Below are 17156 nucleotides of genomic sequence, written 5' to 3'. Positions count from 1 at the left end.
CACTCGTTTTGACGGGTAAAAGCAAGAAAGCCTTCCCTTAAGATTGGCGTCTGGTAGGGAAGGCCTAAGCTTTCATAAAACTAATGTTTCATTTAACTACTGTAAAATTATGAAAAATAATTACAAGAGAGGCATGCTTGCAATCATGTTTCTCCTGGCCATGGCCATTCTGGTCATTCTGGCCATAGGTGAGGTGCAGGCGGCTACTCCCTATCACCATGATCTTTATCAACAACAAATAAGCGGTACCGTTACCGGTCCCACTGGAGAACCACTTTTAGGGGTTACCGTGAGGGTAGATGGGAAAAATTATGGAACCACTACCAATATAGAGGGGCGCTATGACATTGTCGCGAATCCAGGTGATGTTTTGATATTTTCCTTTGTAGGTTACAAACCGCAGGAAATCCTGGTTGAAAATCAATCGGTCCTTTCCATATCTCTGGAAAATGATGTAGATGCGCTTGAGGAAGTAACCATCAATGCAGGGTATTACACGGTTACCGAGCGGGAGCGTACCGGGAATATCTCTAGGGTGACTGCTTCAGAAATTGAAAACCAGCCTGTAGTAAGCCCATTGCAAGCGCTGCAAGGGAGGGTTGCCGGGCTACAGGTGACTCCGGGAGGAAGTCATCCCGGGATGGCAGGAATTATCCAAATTAGAGGTCAAAACAGTTTACGGGCTGAAGGTAATTATCCTTTGTATATTATTGATGGTGTTCCCATTAATTCCACGCCTGTAGAGAGTAATTCTCTCTTGGGAAGTGCTGGGATAGATCCTTTAAATAATCTTAGTCTTTCTAATATAGAAAGTATTGAGGTATTAAAAGATGCCGATGCTACTGCTATTTATGGTTCCCGGGGAGCTAATGGAGTGATCCTGGTTACCACTAAAAACGGAACATTAAAAAAGACAACCGTAGAGGCTAACTTTTATACAGGTGTGGCCACCGTACCTAATCGGCTGGAATTACTCAATACTGATGAATATCTGCGAATTCGACGGAGGGCTTTTCAAAACGATGAAGTGGAACCTACCGAACGTAATGCATATGATTTATTGCTGTGGGACAATGATCGCTATACAGACTGGCAGGAATTTGCTTTTGGAGGTACTTCCAGAACAATGAATACCAGTTTGAATTTTTCCGGAGGTTCTGAAAATACTTCTTTCCGTATGGGGGGATCTTATTTTACACAGGGTACTGTATATCCAGGGGATTACAAATACCGCAAGGTCACCGGAAATCTTAATATCAATCATCATTCTTCAGATAAGCGTTTCAACTTAAATTTTTCGATGAATTATGGTCTTGATGTGAATAATCTTGTGGGAAACCTAAACCTGAATTCGGCCATTTACCTGCTGCCTCCTAATGCTCCTTCGGTCTTCCAGGAAGACGGGAGCTTGAGTTGGGAAGCATGGAGCGAAGCGGGACTTGATAACCCTTTAAAAGGATATTATAATTACAACACCACAAAAACAAATCATCTAATTTCCAACATGAGCCTGAGCTATGAGATCTTTAATGGATTCACGGCTAAAGCTAATCTAGGATATACAGATTACCAAAGTGCTGAATTGTGGAAGCTTCCAGCAAAATCCTACAACCCAGCGAACCAGGAACAGAATAATTCTTCACACTTAAATTCCACTAGAGATTCTTGGATTATAGAACCGCAGCTATTGTATAACAGCAGTTTTAATAAGTTCCAAATAGAATCTATTCTCGGGGCAACTTTTCAGGAGAATAATAGCGACCGGTTAAGCTTTCTTGGTACAGGATACGCATCTGAGGTATTGATAGGAAATCTTGCTGCCGCAGAGAAAATTTTAAGTCCTCAAAACGCTTCAGCCGCATACAAATACACCTCGCTATTTGCCCGCGTTGGTTTAAATTATGATCACAAGTATTACCTCAATTTTACAGGTCGAAATGATGGATCTTCAAGATTTGGCCCCAATAATCGCTTTGCAAATTTCGGTGCCTTGGGAAGTGCCTGGATCTTTTCAGAAGAATCATGGGTACAAAAAGCGCTTCCATTTTTATCCTTGGGGAAATTAAGGGGAAGTTATGGAACCACTGGGAACGATCAAATTGGCGATTATGGATACCTGGACGCTTACCAGGCAACCATTGGTATGGGAGGACTATATCCTACCAGGCTGGCTAATAAAGACTATTCCTGGGAGGTGAATAAAAAGCTGGAGTTAGGAATTGAATTAGGTTTTATAAACAATACGATTCTATTTGGGACTAGCTGGTATAGAAACAGGTCATCAAATCAATTGGTTGGATATACATTGCCGGGTATAACAGGATTTTCAAGCGTACAGGCAAACTTGCCTGCAACGATTGAAAATACAGGTTGGGAACTGGAAGCTTCTGCTTCCCTCATTGATCGAGATCATTTTAGTTGGAGGGCTGCTTTAAATTTTACCTTGCCTAAGAATAAATTGCTAAGCTATCCTGAAATAGATCAATCTACATACGCAAATACTTATAGAGTGGGTGCGCCTTTAAATATTGCTCTTCACTACCAATATGAAGGGATAGATCCGGATACAGGATTCTATAAGTTTCTAGATGTAAATGATGATGGAAGGTTTGATTTTGAAGATAGAGTTCGTATTCAGGATAGATCACAACAATTCTTTGGAGGATTTAGCAATACTTTAAATTATAAAAACTTTGGTCTGGATTTCTTATGGCAATTTGTAAAGCAGGAAGGAAGTTCAAACCTGGTAAATACAGGGACCTTGCAGAACCAGCGAGACATAAGTCTTGAGGCTTTGGGTGAAAATTCAATTTATCAAAGAGTATCTCAAACATTTCCATCTAATACGGCCTATTCATTTTATAGTAATAGCAATGCAACTGTTGAGGATGCTTCTTTCTTGAGATTAAAAACGCTTAGTCTCGGGTATACACTTCCAGGTGCAGCACTTCAACCTCTAGGCGTTTCGAATTTAAAGGTATTTCTAAATGCTCTAAACCTTTTCACTATTACATCCTATAACGGTTTAGATCCAGAATTTCCCTATTCCAGTACAGCCTTTTCAGCATTACGCACCATTACCGGTGGAGTACAATTAACTTTTTAAAAATTAAATTATGAAAATACATAGCTATTATAATAAATACCTGCTACTGATTTGCAGCATCTTTATGGTTTCCTGTGAAGAGTTTGTCGAAGTAGATGCACCAAATAATCAATTAGTACGAAGCCAGGTGTTTGAAAGCGAAGAGACTGCACTGGGAGCGATGCAGGGAATTTATAACCAGCTTTATTTAGCTGCCTTTTCTAGTGGTTCCAGAACAAGTGTTACCCTACTGGCCGGATTGTCTGCAGATAACATTCAAAACATAAGTACAACGAATCTCTCCAGTATGGAATTTGAACAAAATGAAATTCAACCAGATAACACTCTCAATTTAGATCTATGGAAAAGTGCGTATAATATGATTTACCTCACAAATTCTTTCCTGGAAGGCCTGGAGGAATCTACAAATCTTGGTGATGAACTTAAAGAGCAGCTGCAAGGAGAAGCCAGATTTGTCAGAGCTTTTACTTATTTCCAATTAGTAAATATTTATGGGGATATTCCCTTAATCCTGAGCACAAATTACCAGGTAAACGAACTGGCTTCCAGGTCTCCTCAAAATGAAATCTATGAACAAATTCTGGAAGATTTGCATAGTGCAGAACAATCTGTTGCTTCAGATTATAGAAATACTGAACGCACCGGTGTAAATATATTTGTGGTCAAAGCCTTGTTATCCAGGGTTTATCTATACATGGAGGATTGGCAAAACGCTGAAAATTTTAGTTCACAGGTTATTGCTGAATCTGGAACCTACGAAATTTTAGATGATCTCAACCAGGTTTTTCTAGCCAATAGTAAAGAGGCGATCTGGCAAATCTCTCCAATAGGTGGGGGCGGTATTGTTACACATACAAATGATGGAGCTTTATTCATTATAGACCCGGTATTTTCCTTTTTTGCCAGTATTCAATTAAGGGATGATTTTGTAGCTCGATTTGAGGATGATGATATAAGACGTTCAAATTGGATTGGCTTTAATGAGAGTAAAAACGCATACTTCTCCTACAAATACAAAATAAGAAACAGCACCATGTTTCCTATCCAGGAATATTCCATGGTTTTACGTTTAGCAGAGCAATATTTAATTCGAGCTGAGGCCAGAGCGCAACAAGGAAATCTATCTGAAGCTATTCAGGATTTAGACATTGTAAGAGAAAGAGCCGGATTGGAACCTGTTGCGCAACTGAATCCTGAAATAGAAAAGGATGACTTACTAGTAGCAATTTTACAAGAACGTAGAAAAGAGCTATTTACAGAATGGGGACATCGCTGGCTAGACTTAAAGCGAACTAACCGAGCAGATCAGATTCTAAGTATGGATAATCCATTTTGGGAAGCGACGGACGTCTTCTATCCCATACCATCTGCAGAGCGCATGAAAAATCCAAATTTAAGCCAGAACAACGGCTATTAATTAAATTAAGTAAGAATGAAATTTCAAACTACACTAATTACATTATGCTTATTACTGTCTTCGATCTGGGTTCAAAGTCAACCAGTAGTTCAGGATACTATAACTGAAACCTTCAATCTCGATCCTACGGTGCGTTATGGTAAGCTCGATAATGGTTTTACATATTATATCAAGGACAATGATTCAGAAACTACAGAATTGCGATTAGTAGTAAAAGCGGGTATTCTACATCAAAACGAAAATCAATTGGAATACGCCCATTTGTTAGAACATATGGGATATAAAGAACCAAAACATTTTCCGCAGAAACTAAAATACTTTAAGACAGCAGGACGTGGAATTCATGCTCAGACTAGTTCCTTTTTTACTTTGTATTATGCATGGATACCATCCAAAGATAAGGTGGGGATCAATAATGGATTGCAGCTGGTAAGGGATTGGGCAAAGGATATTGTTCTGGATCAGGAATCAATCGATGTAGAACGAAATGCAGTATTAGGAGAATCTCGTTCACAAAACCCTCATAGAAAATGGGCAATGGATACCATAAAAAATATCTTGATAGATAATACTGGCTTGAGTATAAATAGTCATGCTGAAAGGAATAAGAGTATGAATAATTTCGATAGACAGTCTTTTCTGGATTTTTATGAAGACTGGTATAGACCAGATTTACAAGCTGCTATCATCGTAGGAAACGTTGAAGTAGATAGTGTCGAAAAGCAAGTAAAAAATCTTTTTTCAGATTTAAAAATACCCAAAAGGATTAGAGATGCCGATAAAATAATTAAAGCTGAAATAGCTACGCTACCTTCAGAGAACCAGATAATTTACTTGAAGGATACAATACAGTCTGAACTTAGATTATCCGTATTGTCAAAAGTATTAAATAACAAATATTCGGTAAAAAACGGGAGCGATTTTAAAAACAAGCTCTTACAAGAACTTTATGAAATCATAGTTGGAACCAGAGCCAAAAGAATAAAAGAACAATATGCGCCACCTTTTGTAAACTTTACCCCTAATTTTAAAGCAGGAGGATTGGGTCATGGTCAGTTATATGCCAGTATAATGAATGTCGACTTCGAAAATAGTGATTCTCGTAATATGGAAAAAGATTTTAAATCTGGCTTATTAGCATGGAGACAGCTGCATGAGAATTACTCTACTTCAGAATTAGCAGACGCTAAAGACCAGTTGCGAATCCAATATTCAAAAGAAGATACTAAAAATTCCAGGATTTTGGCAGGTAGATATACTGCACATTTTGTTTATGGTAATGCAGCGTTAAATCCTGAAATGGAGCGTGAAATGATATTTGGATTGTTGGATCAAATTGACTTAACGGCAACTCAGCAATTTGCAGCAGGTATTGGAGACTTACAGAAAAACTCAGATTATATATTCTTTTCAGGAAATCAAACTCAAATTCCGAAACAAGAAATATTGAAGAAATGGATTTCAGAGGTTCAAGAAACACAAATAGGGTCTATCAAAGATCCACTGAAAGAAATTAGTTCTTTAGATTCACTATTCCCATTGTCTAATAAAATTCGTGGTTTAAATTTCGAACAGTCCGAAAGCATTCTTGATGTTGTGACCATAAACCTCGAAAATGGTATTCAATTTATTCTTAAACCTGCAACACCCGTTTCTGATATATTTGAAAAGAAGGTTTCAATTCGAGCATTTAGACCTAATCCTGTTTCAATTCAGAAAAGATTTAACTACTTGAGTGCTGTCAGTGTTCCGGAAGCGTTACAGTATTTAGGTGCAGGGCCTTACGATAGTTTTCAACTGGAAAAATTTAAACAGGATCATAAGTTGAAAATTAGATATGAGACTAATAAGGATGTACAATCGATTGATGGAGATGCTCCTGCAAATAAAATAGGTGAGCTTTTAAATCTTATCCACTTGTACGCTAAGGAGCCAAGAAAGGACACATTGGCCTTTAATGTTTGGAAGAAAAATCAAATAAAGGATTTGAAAGGGAATTCTGTGAGAGGTTCTTCTGAGTTTTTTATGGATAAAATAGAAGCTCTTTGGTATCCTATGGTTCCAGTGTTAAGCTCAGATTTTTTGAATCAATTAACGATAGAAGAAATATTTAATAGTCATGATAAGTGGTACTCTAATTTCAATGATTTCACTTTTATAGTGACGGGAGATTTTGATATAGAAACGATAAAGCCAATACTACTTGAGAAACTAGCTGGTTTACCAATTAGTAGTGATTCTAAAAACAATAAAGCGAAATATAAATTTCCCTTAAAAACAAAAGATGAAATTATAAGATATAGAAACCTGAATCAGGTATACGTTCATTTGTATTTACCAGTAAAAATTGAAAAGGATGCAAAAACGCAGATACTCCTACAACTTATTTCAAGAGTTCTAAATCAACGAGAGCATGCTCGGCTCCGCGATGGATCTTATGCTCCCGGTGCATGGGGCACCATGGTTGATCCTGAAAATGCAATATTCTCTTTTAAGATTTATTTTGATAGTAAATTGGGTGATGAAGAAAGAATGATTAGAATGGCTCTTGAGGAAATGAGGGAATTGCGTGAAAAGGGGATTGATCAGGAGACTTTCGACCGAATTATAATTGATGAAAGATTGGCCTTCGAAAAACAAATAAATACTTATGGGTATTTCGATTTCTGGTCAGATTTTTTACAGGAAGCTATTTTAAATAAAAATAATGGTGAAAAAATAATTCTTTCATATGAATCTATTTTAAATCATTTTATAAGTCTTGATGATTTTAATGCTGCCCTTAAAATGTATTTGACAGAAGATAATCTTCAAAAATTTAAAGTCATACCTTATTGGTATCAGAATTAAATAATCAAATCAACATAATACTGGGAAGTAATTTAAAGAAAAGCACATCGTTTTGAAGTACGATGTGCTTTTACACCTGAGCAATTCAACTATTTATTGAAAATTAATTTAAAATAGTTGGCTCTGGAGAGTCACTAGCTTTTAGCGTGTTCAATAACATTTCATCGTATACATCGAAAACAGGTCCACCTACTCCAAACTGAACTCTACACGTTTCTGAACCGGTAGCACAGTTTTGTTCCGGAATTGCTTCCCAGGATCCATTATTACGGATGTAATCACTAGCAACTATTTCAGGTTGCTCTTCAGTTTCGCTTTCTAAGTTTGTAAAAGACATACCAAATACAACTAAAAGCGCCATTACTGGAATTAAAAATAACTTTTTCATAATATTAAATTTAAATGATACCTACTCTTTAGAGGATTTTCGGCTTCTCCTACTTATTGCGCCTTAAGATTTAATATAAAGGTCCATCTTTAAAGGGTTAATAGTTAGCCTTTAAGGATTTTAAATTTGCCTGGTATGTTATATAATCAGGATTTTCGGGCTTGGCTAGGGGTGATGCCATGCTCTTTTTTGAAGGATCTTGAAAAATGTGAAAAACTTTTAAATCCACATTCTTCTGCAATTTCATTGATGGGTGTGCTGGTATCTTTTAGTAACGTATAGGCTTTATCCAGCCGCTTACGCAGATGAAAAGCATATATGGTATCCCCATAAGCACGCTTAAAAATTATTTTAATTTTACTGGTACTCCCTCCAACTTCTCCGGCGATTACAGGAAGTTTTTTTAATTTTCTATCCAGCCTCTGCATGACATATTTATGTAACCTTCGCACCAGATCACGCTGATCCTGTAATAGCAGGCTTCGGTATTCACTTGGATACTTTTGGCTTCTTCTGTTCTTTTCCTGTAAGCTTGTTTCAAATTTTGGATTCTGAAAAACTGTTTTAAAAACGGAAAGGGTAAAGCTCTTCTTTCCCAGGCTAACCATTTGGTGCAGGTAGGCGTTGCCGCACCACAAATAACCATTTTGATGTCTGAATTCAACAGTAAAGGACAGATTTTCTTCTATGGTGTGTTTAAGAAGTTCGGAAAGATCTCCTGGTAATTTAGTGGTGTCACTTAAAATTAGCTTTACCGGCTTATGTATTAAATCTGCTTTTGAATATCTTAGAACACCCTCTACATTATCAGAATAGGAAACGATATGTAAATTACGATCAAGATAAAAGACCATATTTTCTATAATCTCTCTGCTTTTTTCATGATTGATCTGGTGAACCACCGTGTCTATTTCTTCTACCATGGTATTTAGGGAAAGCACTATTTGCTCCAGTTCATTCTTCTGGTTTCTTAGGGGCAGCGTGTAAGTGTAATTTCCTAATGTTATTTCAGTAATAAAATCGAGAATTTCCTGTACCCTACGTTGGAAATTGGCACTATACATAGTAGGTGGTTTTAATGAATTAGATATAATGATTTAAAAATCCCAAAGCCTCCGGGACCGTCGTAAACTCCTTGGTAGGGACTGAAGGATTACTGATATTGATAAAAGCTTTAATTAAAGTGCCGGAGTACGCCTGGTCAATTACAAAGGCTACTGCGAGGGCATTGAAACAACCTTTTTCTGCCAGGTACTCTCTCGCCGGTTTACTGGCGCTTTTTAGTTGTCTTACATCACACAAAATAGGATAAGCAACACCATTTTGAAAACGGAGTCTGCTTTTTACTACTGCTTTGGCAGCATTTAGATCGATTACGGTATTTGGCTTGTAAACAAAATGAAGAATACCTTCTTCAATCCAAAAGTGCACATATTCATCACCATTGGTCATTGGAGCCCTATTTAATTAATTAAATTTAGTCAAATTATAACTATCATTTCATAACGTTTTCTATTAGCTATTGCTACTTCACTCCCCAAATCCCACATTTTGAACGCATTTACAGGTATTTGCCTTTAAAGTTTATGATTTGCCTAGGAGGGCTTATTATTTTATAACTGCCTGATCTATAAAATCTTTTATTAGCTTCATAGAGCTTAAAATTTTGAACATGGCTAAAATTAAACACAACAATCTGCTGGATACGGTTATTGAGGTAATGACTAACGCCAAAGCATCCGGAGCATTACATTTATACGCAGAAGGTGAAAGTTTTAATGGAAGACAAATTCAAATCAAAGGAAATAAGCTTTTTCACTTTGGTACTACTGGTTATTTAGGCCTGGCACAGGATGCCCGTTTAAAAGCAGGAGCTATCAAAGCCATCGAGGCTTATGGAACTCAATTTCCTCTATCAAAATCATATGTTTCTCATCCTCTATATGCCGAACTGGAATCCCTGATGTATGACATTTATGAAAGTCCAGTGGTCATTACCAAGAACAGTACCTTAGGACACTTAGGCGTTATACCAACGGTGGTGGGTGATAACGATGGCGTGATTTTAGACCACCAGGTGCATTGGAGTGTACAGAGTGCAGTAAATCCTTTAAAGCTCCGTTCTGTCCCTGTAGAGATGATTCGCCATAATAACCTACAAATGTTGGAGGATAAAATTAAAAAACTGCAATCGAAATGTGATAAAATCTGGTATATGGCTGATGGTATGTATTCCATGTACGGAGATTATGCACCTATTAAAGAATTGATGCTATTATCAGATCAATATCCTCAGCTTCATATTTATTTTGATGATGTACACGGAATGAGCTGGAAGGGAAAACACGGTAGTGGTTATGTAATGAGTGTTTTAAAAAAGCTACCGGACAGGACTATTCTATTTGGTACACTAAGCAAAACATTCGGTGCCAGCGGAGCGGTTATGGTTTGTAACGATAAAAAAATTCACCAAAGGATAAAAAACTTTGGAGGGCCCCTGACATTTTCGGTACAATTGGAACCTGGTTCCGTGGGAGCGGCCATTGCTTCGGCAAAAATTCATCTAAGCGATGAAATTTATAGCATGCAGGAAGAATTGCTGGATCGAATTACCTATTTCAATGAATGTTTACAGCAAACAGATCTCCCTCTAATTACAAATAACGATTCTCCGGTTTTTTATATTGGAGCGGGTATGCCCGAAACCGGGTTTAACCTGGTAAACAGGCTCATAAAAGCTGGCTATTATGTGAACACAGGTATATTCCCTGCAGTTCCGGTAAAGAATACAGGCCTTCGGATTACCATATCCAGAAATAATGAAAAAGAAGAAATTAAGGGATTAGTGGAAGCTATTGCTGAAAACTTCCCTAAATCCTTGGCAGATACGCATACTACCCTGGAGCGGGTTCATTTCGCCTTTGGCAAAATAGATAAAAAAGTTGCAGTCAGTCAAATCCCTAAAACAAGTTTATCCCTGGAGTATTATGATACTATTGAAAAGGTTGCTCCTGAACTATGGAATAAAACGGTTGGTTCGCATGGTTTCTATGACTGGACTGGTCTTTTATCTCTAGAACACGTTTTTAAATCCAACGATCTGCCGGAGCATAACTACAAGTTCTTTTATTATCTAGTGAAGGATGAGCAGGATAAATGTATCCTGGCCACTTTTTTTTCTTTTGGATTGTGGAAAGAAGATATGCTAGCTCCACGATCGGTTTCCGAAAAACTGGAAAAAGAGAGGAGTAATAACCCCTATTTTCATACTACTACATGTCTTTGTATGGGTTCCATGATTACGGAAGGGGAACATTTGTACCTGTGCCAGGAAGATTCAAACTGGCAGGAAGCCCTTAATATGCTATTAGCACAATTAGAAATTCTGGAAAAAAAATTACATCCTCAATATCTGATCCTGCGAGATTTTGAACCAGATAACGAGCCTGTTAAAACATTTCTACATAATAAGGGATTTGTTCGGGTCGCTATGCCTGAAGCAGCAATTTATTCAGCATTCGATTGGGAGGACCAAAAAGGATATCTAAATACTCTGAGTAAAAGTTCCAGAAAACATTTTAGAAAAGATATTGAAGCCTTTAAGGATACATTACAGATCCAGGTTCAGCAGAAAATTAGTGAAATCGAACTCGAGAAATGCTATGATCTCTATGTCGCCGTCAAGAAAAATAATCTTGGACTCAATACTTTTAGTTACCCCTTTTCCTTATTTCAGCATATGAACGTGTCTTCGCAATGGGAATTCATATTGCTATATCTTAAAGAGAAAAATATGCAGCTGGCCGGGGTAATGTTTTGTTATAAAAACGCTAATAATATTTATGCCCCAGCAGTAGTAGGCATGGATTACGAATTCTCAAGGGAATATAACGTTTACAGACAACTGTTATATCAAACTATCTTGAGGGCCAAAGAACTAGGGAATTCCAGAATTGATTTTGGATTGACCGCTGGATTCGAAAAAAGAAAAGTAGGGGCAACCGTTATACCGAGATGCGCCTACTTTCAAACTCGCGATAATTTTGCCATGGAAGCTCTTGATTGGCTAAGGAATGATTGATCTATTTTACAAGCTACAAATTCCTTACAAATAACCACAGCGATATTGAAGAACGCTCAACAACGCTATTACCTGTTTTCCATAAATACTAACCCAATGTTTGAGGAAGCAATGAATTTATTTACAGATAAATTGGATCAGATTATTAAATCCAGTGATTCACATTTAAAGAAAGCCGACTATGGAATCAGGCTCTGTAATGACATGCTCTCCAGTTTGCAATCCAAAGTAGAAAAGGAGGATTTTGAAGACCCTAGCTCTGAAATAGATTTCTTTAAAAATATCAAACCTTTTCCCATGAGCTACCTGATTTATTTTACGGAGGTTAGATCTTGTGAACTCACAATACCTAAAGCGGGTGTAAAACATAAAATACATTACCTGGAAAAGGAAATTAAAAAGGTGAATAAGTTCTTCGCCCAGAATAATGATTTTGTTCACTATATGGAACAAAATCATGAGTACCTGGACCATCAATTCTTTACTCGGAATTTTAGAAATGATTTTCCCTTTACTCCAACAATCAATTATTATCAATATCCTGAATTTTCTACCTCTCATGATATGTTATGGGCTAAAGTTCAGGCATTATACAGGTTAATCCACTATATAAGAGAGAGCCTTCAAAAGCTTCAGCCGGGTAATACATTAATTCCTGAAAAAACACATAAACTCTTGTTGTGGTCCGGTTCCAAAACCGCCTTGGTAGAGCTTATATATGCCTTGTATTCCAGCGGAGATTTAAACCATGGTACTGTTGATTTGCAAACCATAAGTACATCTTTTGAAGATATTTTTAATGTCAAACTGGATAATATCTATAAAACGTATTCGGAAATTAAGGCTCGAAAGAGCAATAGAACAAAATACCTAACTCAACTCATTACTCAACTGGAACGAAAAATGCAACGGGACGATGAGGCCTAATTTTTCGGTATACGTTCCTGACTCCGACAAATTCTGATAGTACTCCCAATGAGCTTTGGCACCTTCATTTTCATCAATTTTAAAATTCTACCTTCAATTATTCGATGTCTGGGATAGAATTTAACATGGTTAAAATTTATCGTAGTCAGGTGCAACTTGGGATGAAATGACCTAAATGGATACCAAATTTGTATTGAAAGTCAAATCAATAGAAATGCCACCGTCTTGAATGTTTCACGCAGTGGCATTTCTTTAAAAACATTTTATTATGCCAACAAATATTGTTACTACAGAAGATTTGAAAGTATTCAAAGAGGAATTACTTTCTGGAATCACCGATTTACTAAACCAGCAACAAGGAGGTGTTACTAAAAAATGGCTAAAATCTACAGATGTCATGAAGTTGCTTGAAATCTCCCCTGGTACACTTCAAAATCTAAGAATAAATGGAACGCTACCCTTTTCAAAAATAGGCGGACTTATTTACTACGATGCTCAGGATATTCAAGAAGTATTGGCCGAGAATAAGGTCTACAACAAATATTAATTAATCATGAATTACATTAAACTTTTAATAGCCGCACAACAGAAAATAATTGGTGATAACCGATTGAACGCTACTCACGTGAGCTTGTACTTCAGTTTATTTCAGACCTGGAATACAAGCCATTTTTCGAGAACATTTTATATAAACCGACAAGAGCTAATGAATGCATCTAAAATAGGCTCAAAAGGAACCTATCATAAATGCTTAAAAGATCTTGATGCATGGGGTTATCTGGGTTATTTTCCCTCTAATAATTCATACAAAGGAAGTGAAGTAAGTATGAAAACGTTTAGTTACCCCAAACCGGTCATATCACAGGAAGAGGATTTCCAACTAGAATTTTTGGCCGAAGAGTTTTCGACAAATCAGGTCGATGGCTGTACCGAATTTGTACCGGTACCGAACCAGCACCGGACTTCTAATGAACCAGTATTAGACAACCATAGAACTGGCACTGGACAGGCACCGGTACCTTTTAAAAACAATAACAAACAGGTAAACATAAAGAAGCTGCCAAATGACAGGCAGGCGGTTTTAAGTTTTTTTATCAGTAAGGGTTTTGGAACGGATGAGGGCGTAAAATTCCTAGATTTTTATCAAAAAAATAATTGGAAAACCAGAGATGGTACCAAGATAAGAGATTGGCAGGCCGTCGCCAAAAGCTGGATGGATCGAACTTTTGAAAGCCCAAAGAAGAATTCCAACTCCAAAGATTATTTAAAAATTAGTAAAGAAAAAAACTATGAACAACCCTTGTAAAATTCAGGAAGGCGGGATGGAGTATATTCTGGGTAGTTATGATGGAAAAAAAATCACCTACGAATTCCCAAAAATGCTTGAGTATTTAGATGCGAAAGGCAAAATGGTATACGGGAAAGATTTTAAAATTTATAAGAAAGATCATCCATTGCTACATAAACTCTGTAATTACTATATCCGTGATCATATCAACTGCCAAAGATATAAGTTAGATATTTCTAAAGGTTTACTCTTGAGTGGACCGGTAGGATGTGGTAAAACGAGCATCCTTAAATTGCTTAGATATTTAGTTCCACACTATCGAAGCTATGAAGTTATCCCATGTCGGAATATTGTTTTTGGATTCAATCATATTGGCTATAAAACAATTGAGGATTATGGTGGTAATGGATTTATATGCTTTGACGATATGGGCGTGGAACCTACCGGAAGATTTTTTGGGAAGGATTGCAACGTAATTGGTGAAATCATGCTTTCCAGATATGAATTGTACCTTGAATATGGACTTAAAACACATGCCACGACTAATTTGAATGCTGAAGAATTAGAAGATCGTTACGGAACCCGCGTTCGAAGTAGAATGAGAGAGATGTTTAATTTGATAGCTTTTGATACTAATTCGAAAGATAAGAGACGTTAATTTTGTATTTCTATCATTGTACTGAATTATATTACTGCCATCGAGAATATGTATTTGAAATCTTATTCCTAGATGCTAATGCTATCTAGTAGAGCTTTTGATCCATCCAGGATTTTATCAACCATTGAGGGTCTTTGCAATGATTTTTAGTTATAGAGTACACCATATTTATCAGACTATCAAAGCTATTCACGAGGCTGCTTAAATTAATCCAGATATAATTTTGAAAGAATAAAGTATAAATTTATAAGGCCAAGTAGCAAACATGTTGAGTTTATACAATGAGTGATAAATCATGTACTTAATTTTGAATTTTCAAATCATATTGTTTTATAGATAGGTGATTGTAACTAGCTCTTATTACTGTATATTTAAAATATTATCTTCCTTCGAAGTATGAAAAAACTATACAGTCGAATCCCTTATCTGCTTACTATCGTTATTGCTTTGACCATAGTAGTTCAACTCTACTGGAGTTATGCAGAATATCAAAAAAACACACTTGCTTTTAAAAATGAAATTCAGAATGCACTGGATGTTGCAATTGACAATTACTTTGTAAACTTTACGCGAGAAAATTCGGTTTCGTTTAAAGTTGATAAGCAATCCAATAATCATCCTGATAATTTAACGATCACTGGTGGTAATAAGAAAATTATAGATAAAATTCGTCCTGATAGTACACTAGCGATTCGTAGAAATAAACCCATTGATAGCTTAAAAATGTTAAATAACATCAAGGATATTTACATATCTATCAACGAAGACTCTATCAATTTTAAAAAGCTAAAAAGTCTCTTTACAGCAGAACTTAATAGAAGAGACTATGATGTACCCTATAAAATAAACCACTATAAAAATGATACTCTTTTCGCTACCTCTAGCAGTAAATCTTACCAATCTGGGGAATTTAAGGCAGTCGGAAAATCTACCTATCTGAAAAACCGGGAAAGCTTAGAGATTCAATTTCCGAATGCCATCAATATTATTTTGAAAAATAGTTTACTAAGTATCTTAATTTCCCTTCTATTGATGATCTCGATTCTATTCGCATTATTCTATATGCAATGGGTAATCAAGCAGCAAAAACAGTTATCAGAAATAAAGAATGACCTTATCAGCAATATCACCCATGAATTTAAAACTCCAATTGCAACTATTGGAGCCGCCATCGAAAGCATAAGGTTTTTTAATACCAACCGCGATATTGATAAAACGAATAGATATTTAGATTACTCAAATCAACAGCTGAAAAAACTAGAGAATATGGTGGATCAGCTTATGGATACTGCACTCCTGGATTCTGGAAATTGGATCCTTGATAAATGCCAGGTAGATATCTCAAAGTGGGCAACAGAAGTTGTTGAAAGTTATAGGATGAATTCTAATGGAAAAGAGATTATTCTTAGCATTTCTGAGGACTCAGACAGCATTTCAAACATTGAACCATTTCATTTAGGTAATTGTCTGGGTGCTTTACTGGATAATGCCATTAAGTACGGCGGAAATCGAATTGAGGTAGTGATTGAAAACAAAAAGGCATTGACAATCAGAGTAAGTGATAATGGAAGTAACTTAAATAACGAGCAGGCAGTAAATATTTTCGATAAATTTTACCGGGTACCACAAGGCAATTTGCACAATGTAAAAGGTTACGGTATTGGTTTATTCTATGTCAGGAAAATAGCTGAAAAACATAATGGTACTGCAGAAATCCTTATTAAAGATAATAAGACCTCATTTATTATTTCGATACCTAATGAATAAAGTAAAACTGTTATTAGTGGAAGATGAGTTAACGCTAGCTCAAATTATTAAGGAGAGCCTTGAAACACGAGATTTTGTTGTTTTACACTCTCAAAATGGAGAAGAAGCTTTCCAAATGTACCAGCAAAATTCTCCCGATATTTTGGTAATTGATATTATGATGCCTGTAAAGGATGGACTTACCCTAACTAAAGAAATTAGAAGTATTGATGGTCAAACACCTATCATATTTCTAACTGCGAAATCTCAACCTCAGGATGTAGTTACTGGTTTTGACACCGGTGGAAACGATTATCTCAAAAAACCATTTAGCATAGAAGAACTTATCGCACGTATAAAAAACCTTGTAAACAGAAAACCTGGACATGATAATTTGCACGAGCTGATTTTAGGTAAGTACAAATTCAATCCGAATAACCAAACCCTGCAATTTAAGGAAGATCAAATCGATACTCTTACCAGCAGAGAGAGTCAATTACTTTTGTTTCTAGCACAAAATAGAAATCAAATTGTAGAGCGTAATACAGTGCTAGATTTAATGTGGACAAATAATGATTTCTACTCTTCCCGAAGTATGGATGTATTTATAAGTAAACTAAGAAAATTACTAAGCAAAGATAAAACTCTGAAAATTTTAAATGTTAGAGGAATCGGCTATAAGTTAATTGTCTAAA

13 protein-coding genes are annotated in these 17156 nt (G+C 36.3%); 10 read left to right on the top strand and 3 right to left on the bottom strand.

The genetic code is table 11. The features are described 5' to 3' along the window. The first annotated feature begins 109 nt into the window (after positions 1–109). Genes ABVM50_RS15235 through ABVM50_RS15225 form a run of 3 tightly spaced genes read left to right on the top strand, consistent with a single transcriptional unit; the run spans position 110 to position 7373 of the window. On the top strand, positions 110–3106 hold the full coding sequence (locus ABVM50_RS15235; RefSeq protein ID WP_405199348.1) for a SusC/RagA family TonB-linked outer membrane protein: 2997 nt from the start codon (positions 110–112) through the stop codon (positions 3104–3106). 10 nt (positions 3107–3116) lie between these two features. After that, on the top strand, positions 3117–4523 hold the full coding sequence (locus ABVM50_RS15230; protein ID WP_405199347.1) for a RagB/SusD family nutrient uptake outer membrane protein: 1407 nt from the start codon (positions 3117–3119) through the stop codon (positions 4521–4523). Between the two features lie 15 nt (positions 4524–4538). After that, the gene (locus ABVM50_RS15225) at positions 4539–7373 is read left to right on the top strand and encodes a M16 family metallopeptidase (protein ID WP_405199346.1); all 2835 of its coding nucleotides are present in this window, start codon (positions 4539–4541) and stop codon (positions 7371–7373) included. Positions 7374–7476: 103 nt separating this feature from the next. Here the strand turns inward: ABVM50_RS15225 and ABVM50_RS15220 are convergent, their stop codons facing one another. The 3 genes from ABVM50_RS15220 to ABVM50_RS15210 form a co-directional block, all read right to left on the bottom strand. Further along, positions 7477–7761 carry a DUF6520 family protein gene (locus ABVM50_RS15220; protein WP_405199345.1) on the bottom strand — a complete coding sequence of 95 codons (285 nt, stop codon included), beginning with the start codon at positions 7759–7761 and terminating at the stop codon, positions 7477–7479. Positions 7762–7907: 146 nt separating this feature from the next. Continuing rightward, a complete protein-coding gene (locus ABVM50_RS15215; RefSeq protein ID WP_405199344.1) occupies positions 7908–8825 on the bottom strand; it encodes a helix-turn-helix domain-containing protein in 918 nt (305 codons plus the stop codon). Between the two features lie 19 nt (positions 8826–8844). After that, the gene (locus tag ABVM50_RS15210; RefSeq protein WP_405199343.1) at positions 8845–9213 is read right to left on the bottom strand and encodes a hypothetical protein; all 369 of its coding nucleotides are present in this window, start codon (positions 9211–9213) and stop codon (positions 8845–8847) included. 220 nt (positions 9214–9433) lie between these two features. On the opposite strand from ABVM50_RS15210, the gene ABVM50_RS15205 reads away from it, so the two are divergent. From ABVM50_RS15205 to ABVM50_RS15175, 7 genes are all read left to right on the top strand, one after another. After that, entirely contained in the window at positions 9434–11842 is a 2409-nt protein-coding gene (locus tag ABVM50_RS15205; protein ID WP_405199342.1) for an aminotransferase class I/II-fold pyridoxal phosphate-dependent enzyme, read from the top strand. Positions 11843–11938: 96 nt separating this feature from the next. Next, positions 11939–12769 (top strand): RteC domain-containing protein, encoded by an 831-nt coding sequence (locus ABVM50_RS15200; protein ID WP_405199341.1) that lies wholly within the window; start codon positions 11939–11941, stop codon positions 12767–12769. Positions 12770–13037: 268 nt separating this feature from the next. Further along, positions 13038–13316 carry a helix-turn-helix domain-containing protein gene (locus ABVM50_RS15195; protein ID WP_298247945.1) on the top strand — a complete coding sequence of 93 codons (279 nt, stop codon included), beginning with the start codon at positions 13038–13040 and terminating at the stop codon, positions 13314–13316. Between the two features lie 159 nt (positions 13317–13475). After that, entirely contained in the window at positions 13476–14075 is a 600-nt protein-coding gene (locus tag ABVM50_RS15190; protein WP_405199340.1) for a hypothetical protein, read from the top strand. Beyond that, a complete protein-coding gene (locus ABVM50_RS15185) occupies positions 14059–14715 on the top strand; it encodes an ATPase (protein WP_405199339.1) in 657 nt (218 codons plus the stop codon). Before ABVM50_RS15190 ends, ABVM50_RS15185 begins: the two co-directional genes overlap by 17 nt. A 396-nt stretch (positions 14716–15111) precedes the next feature. Then, the gene (locus ABVM50_RS15180) at positions 15112–16482 is read left to right on the top strand and encodes a sensor histidine kinase (protein WP_405199338.1); all 1371 of its coding nucleotides are present in this window, start codon (positions 15112–15114) and stop codon (positions 16480–16482) included. Continuing rightward, the gene (locus ABVM50_RS15175; protein ID WP_405199337.1) at positions 16475–17155 is read left to right on the top strand and encodes a response regulator transcription factor; all 681 of its coding nucleotides are present in this window, start codon (positions 16475–16477) and stop codon (positions 17153–17155) included. Before ABVM50_RS15180 ends, ABVM50_RS15175 begins: the two co-directional genes overlap by 8 nt. Position 17156: the final 1 nt, after the last annotated feature.

The organism is Christiangramia sp. LLG6405-1 (assembly GCF_045055805.1).
In the GTDB taxonomy this organism is placed as follows: domain Bacteria; phylum Bacteroidota; class Bacteroidia; order Flavobacteriales; family Flavobacteriaceae; genus Christiangramia.
This window is presented reverse-complemented; position numbering and strand designations above follow the sequence as displayed.

What these genes read in the sequence shown, in the direction of transcription:
- ABVM50_RS15235 (WP_405199348.1), top strand. Translation starts at nt 110, where the DNA reads ATGAAAAATAATTACAAGAGAGGCATGCTTGCAATCATGTTTCTCCTG.
- ABVM50_RS15230 (WP_405199347.1), top strand. Translation starts at nt 3,117, where the DNA reads ATGAAAATACATAGCTATTATAATAAATACCTGCTACTGATTTGCAGC.
- ABVM50_RS15225 (WP_405199346.1), top strand. Translation starts at nt 4,539, where the DNA reads ATGAAATTTCAAACTACACTAATTACATTATGCTTATTACTGTCTTCG.
- ABVM50_RS15220 (WP_405199345.1), bottom strand. Translation starts at nt 7,761, where the DNA reads ATGAAAAAGTTATTTTTAATTCCAGTAATGGCGCTTTTAGTTGTATTT.
- ABVM50_RS15215 (WP_405199344.1), bottom strand. Translation starts at nt 8,825, where the DNA reads ATGTATAGTGCCAATTTCCAACGTAGGGTACAGGAAATTCTCGATTTT.
- ABVM50_RS15210 (WP_405199343.1), bottom strand. Translation starts at nt 9,213, where the DNA reads ATGACCAATGGTGATGAATATGTGCACTTTTGGATTGAAGAAGGTATT.
- ABVM50_RS15205 (WP_405199342.1), top strand. Translation starts at nt 9,434, where the DNA reads ATGGCTAAAATTAAACACAACAATCTGCTGGATACGGTTATTGAGGTA.
- ABVM50_RS15200 (WP_405199341.1), top strand. Translation starts at nt 11,939, where the DNA reads ATGTTTGAGGAAGCAATGAATTTATTTACAGATAAATTGGATCAGATT.
- ABVM50_RS15195 (WP_298247945.1), top strand. Translation starts at nt 13,038, where the DNA reads ATGCCAACAAATATTGTTACTACAGAAGATTTGAAAGTATTCAAAGAG.
- ABVM50_RS15190 (WP_405199340.1), top strand. Translation starts at nt 13,476, where the DNA reads ATGAATGCATCTAAAATAGGCTCAAAAGGAACCTATCATAAATGCTTA.
- ABVM50_RS15185 (WP_405199339.1), top strand. Translation starts at nt 14,059, where the DNA reads ATGAACAACCCTTGTAAAATTCAGGAAGGCGGGATGGAGTATATTCTG.
- ABVM50_RS15180 (WP_405199338.1), top strand. Translation starts at nt 15,112, where the DNA reads ATGAAAAAACTATACAGTCGAATCCCTTATCTGCTTACTATCGTTATT.
- ABVM50_RS15175 (WP_405199337.1), top strand. Translation starts at nt 16,475, where the DNA reads ATGAATAAAGTAAAACTGTTATTAGTGGAAGATGAGTTAACGCTAGCT.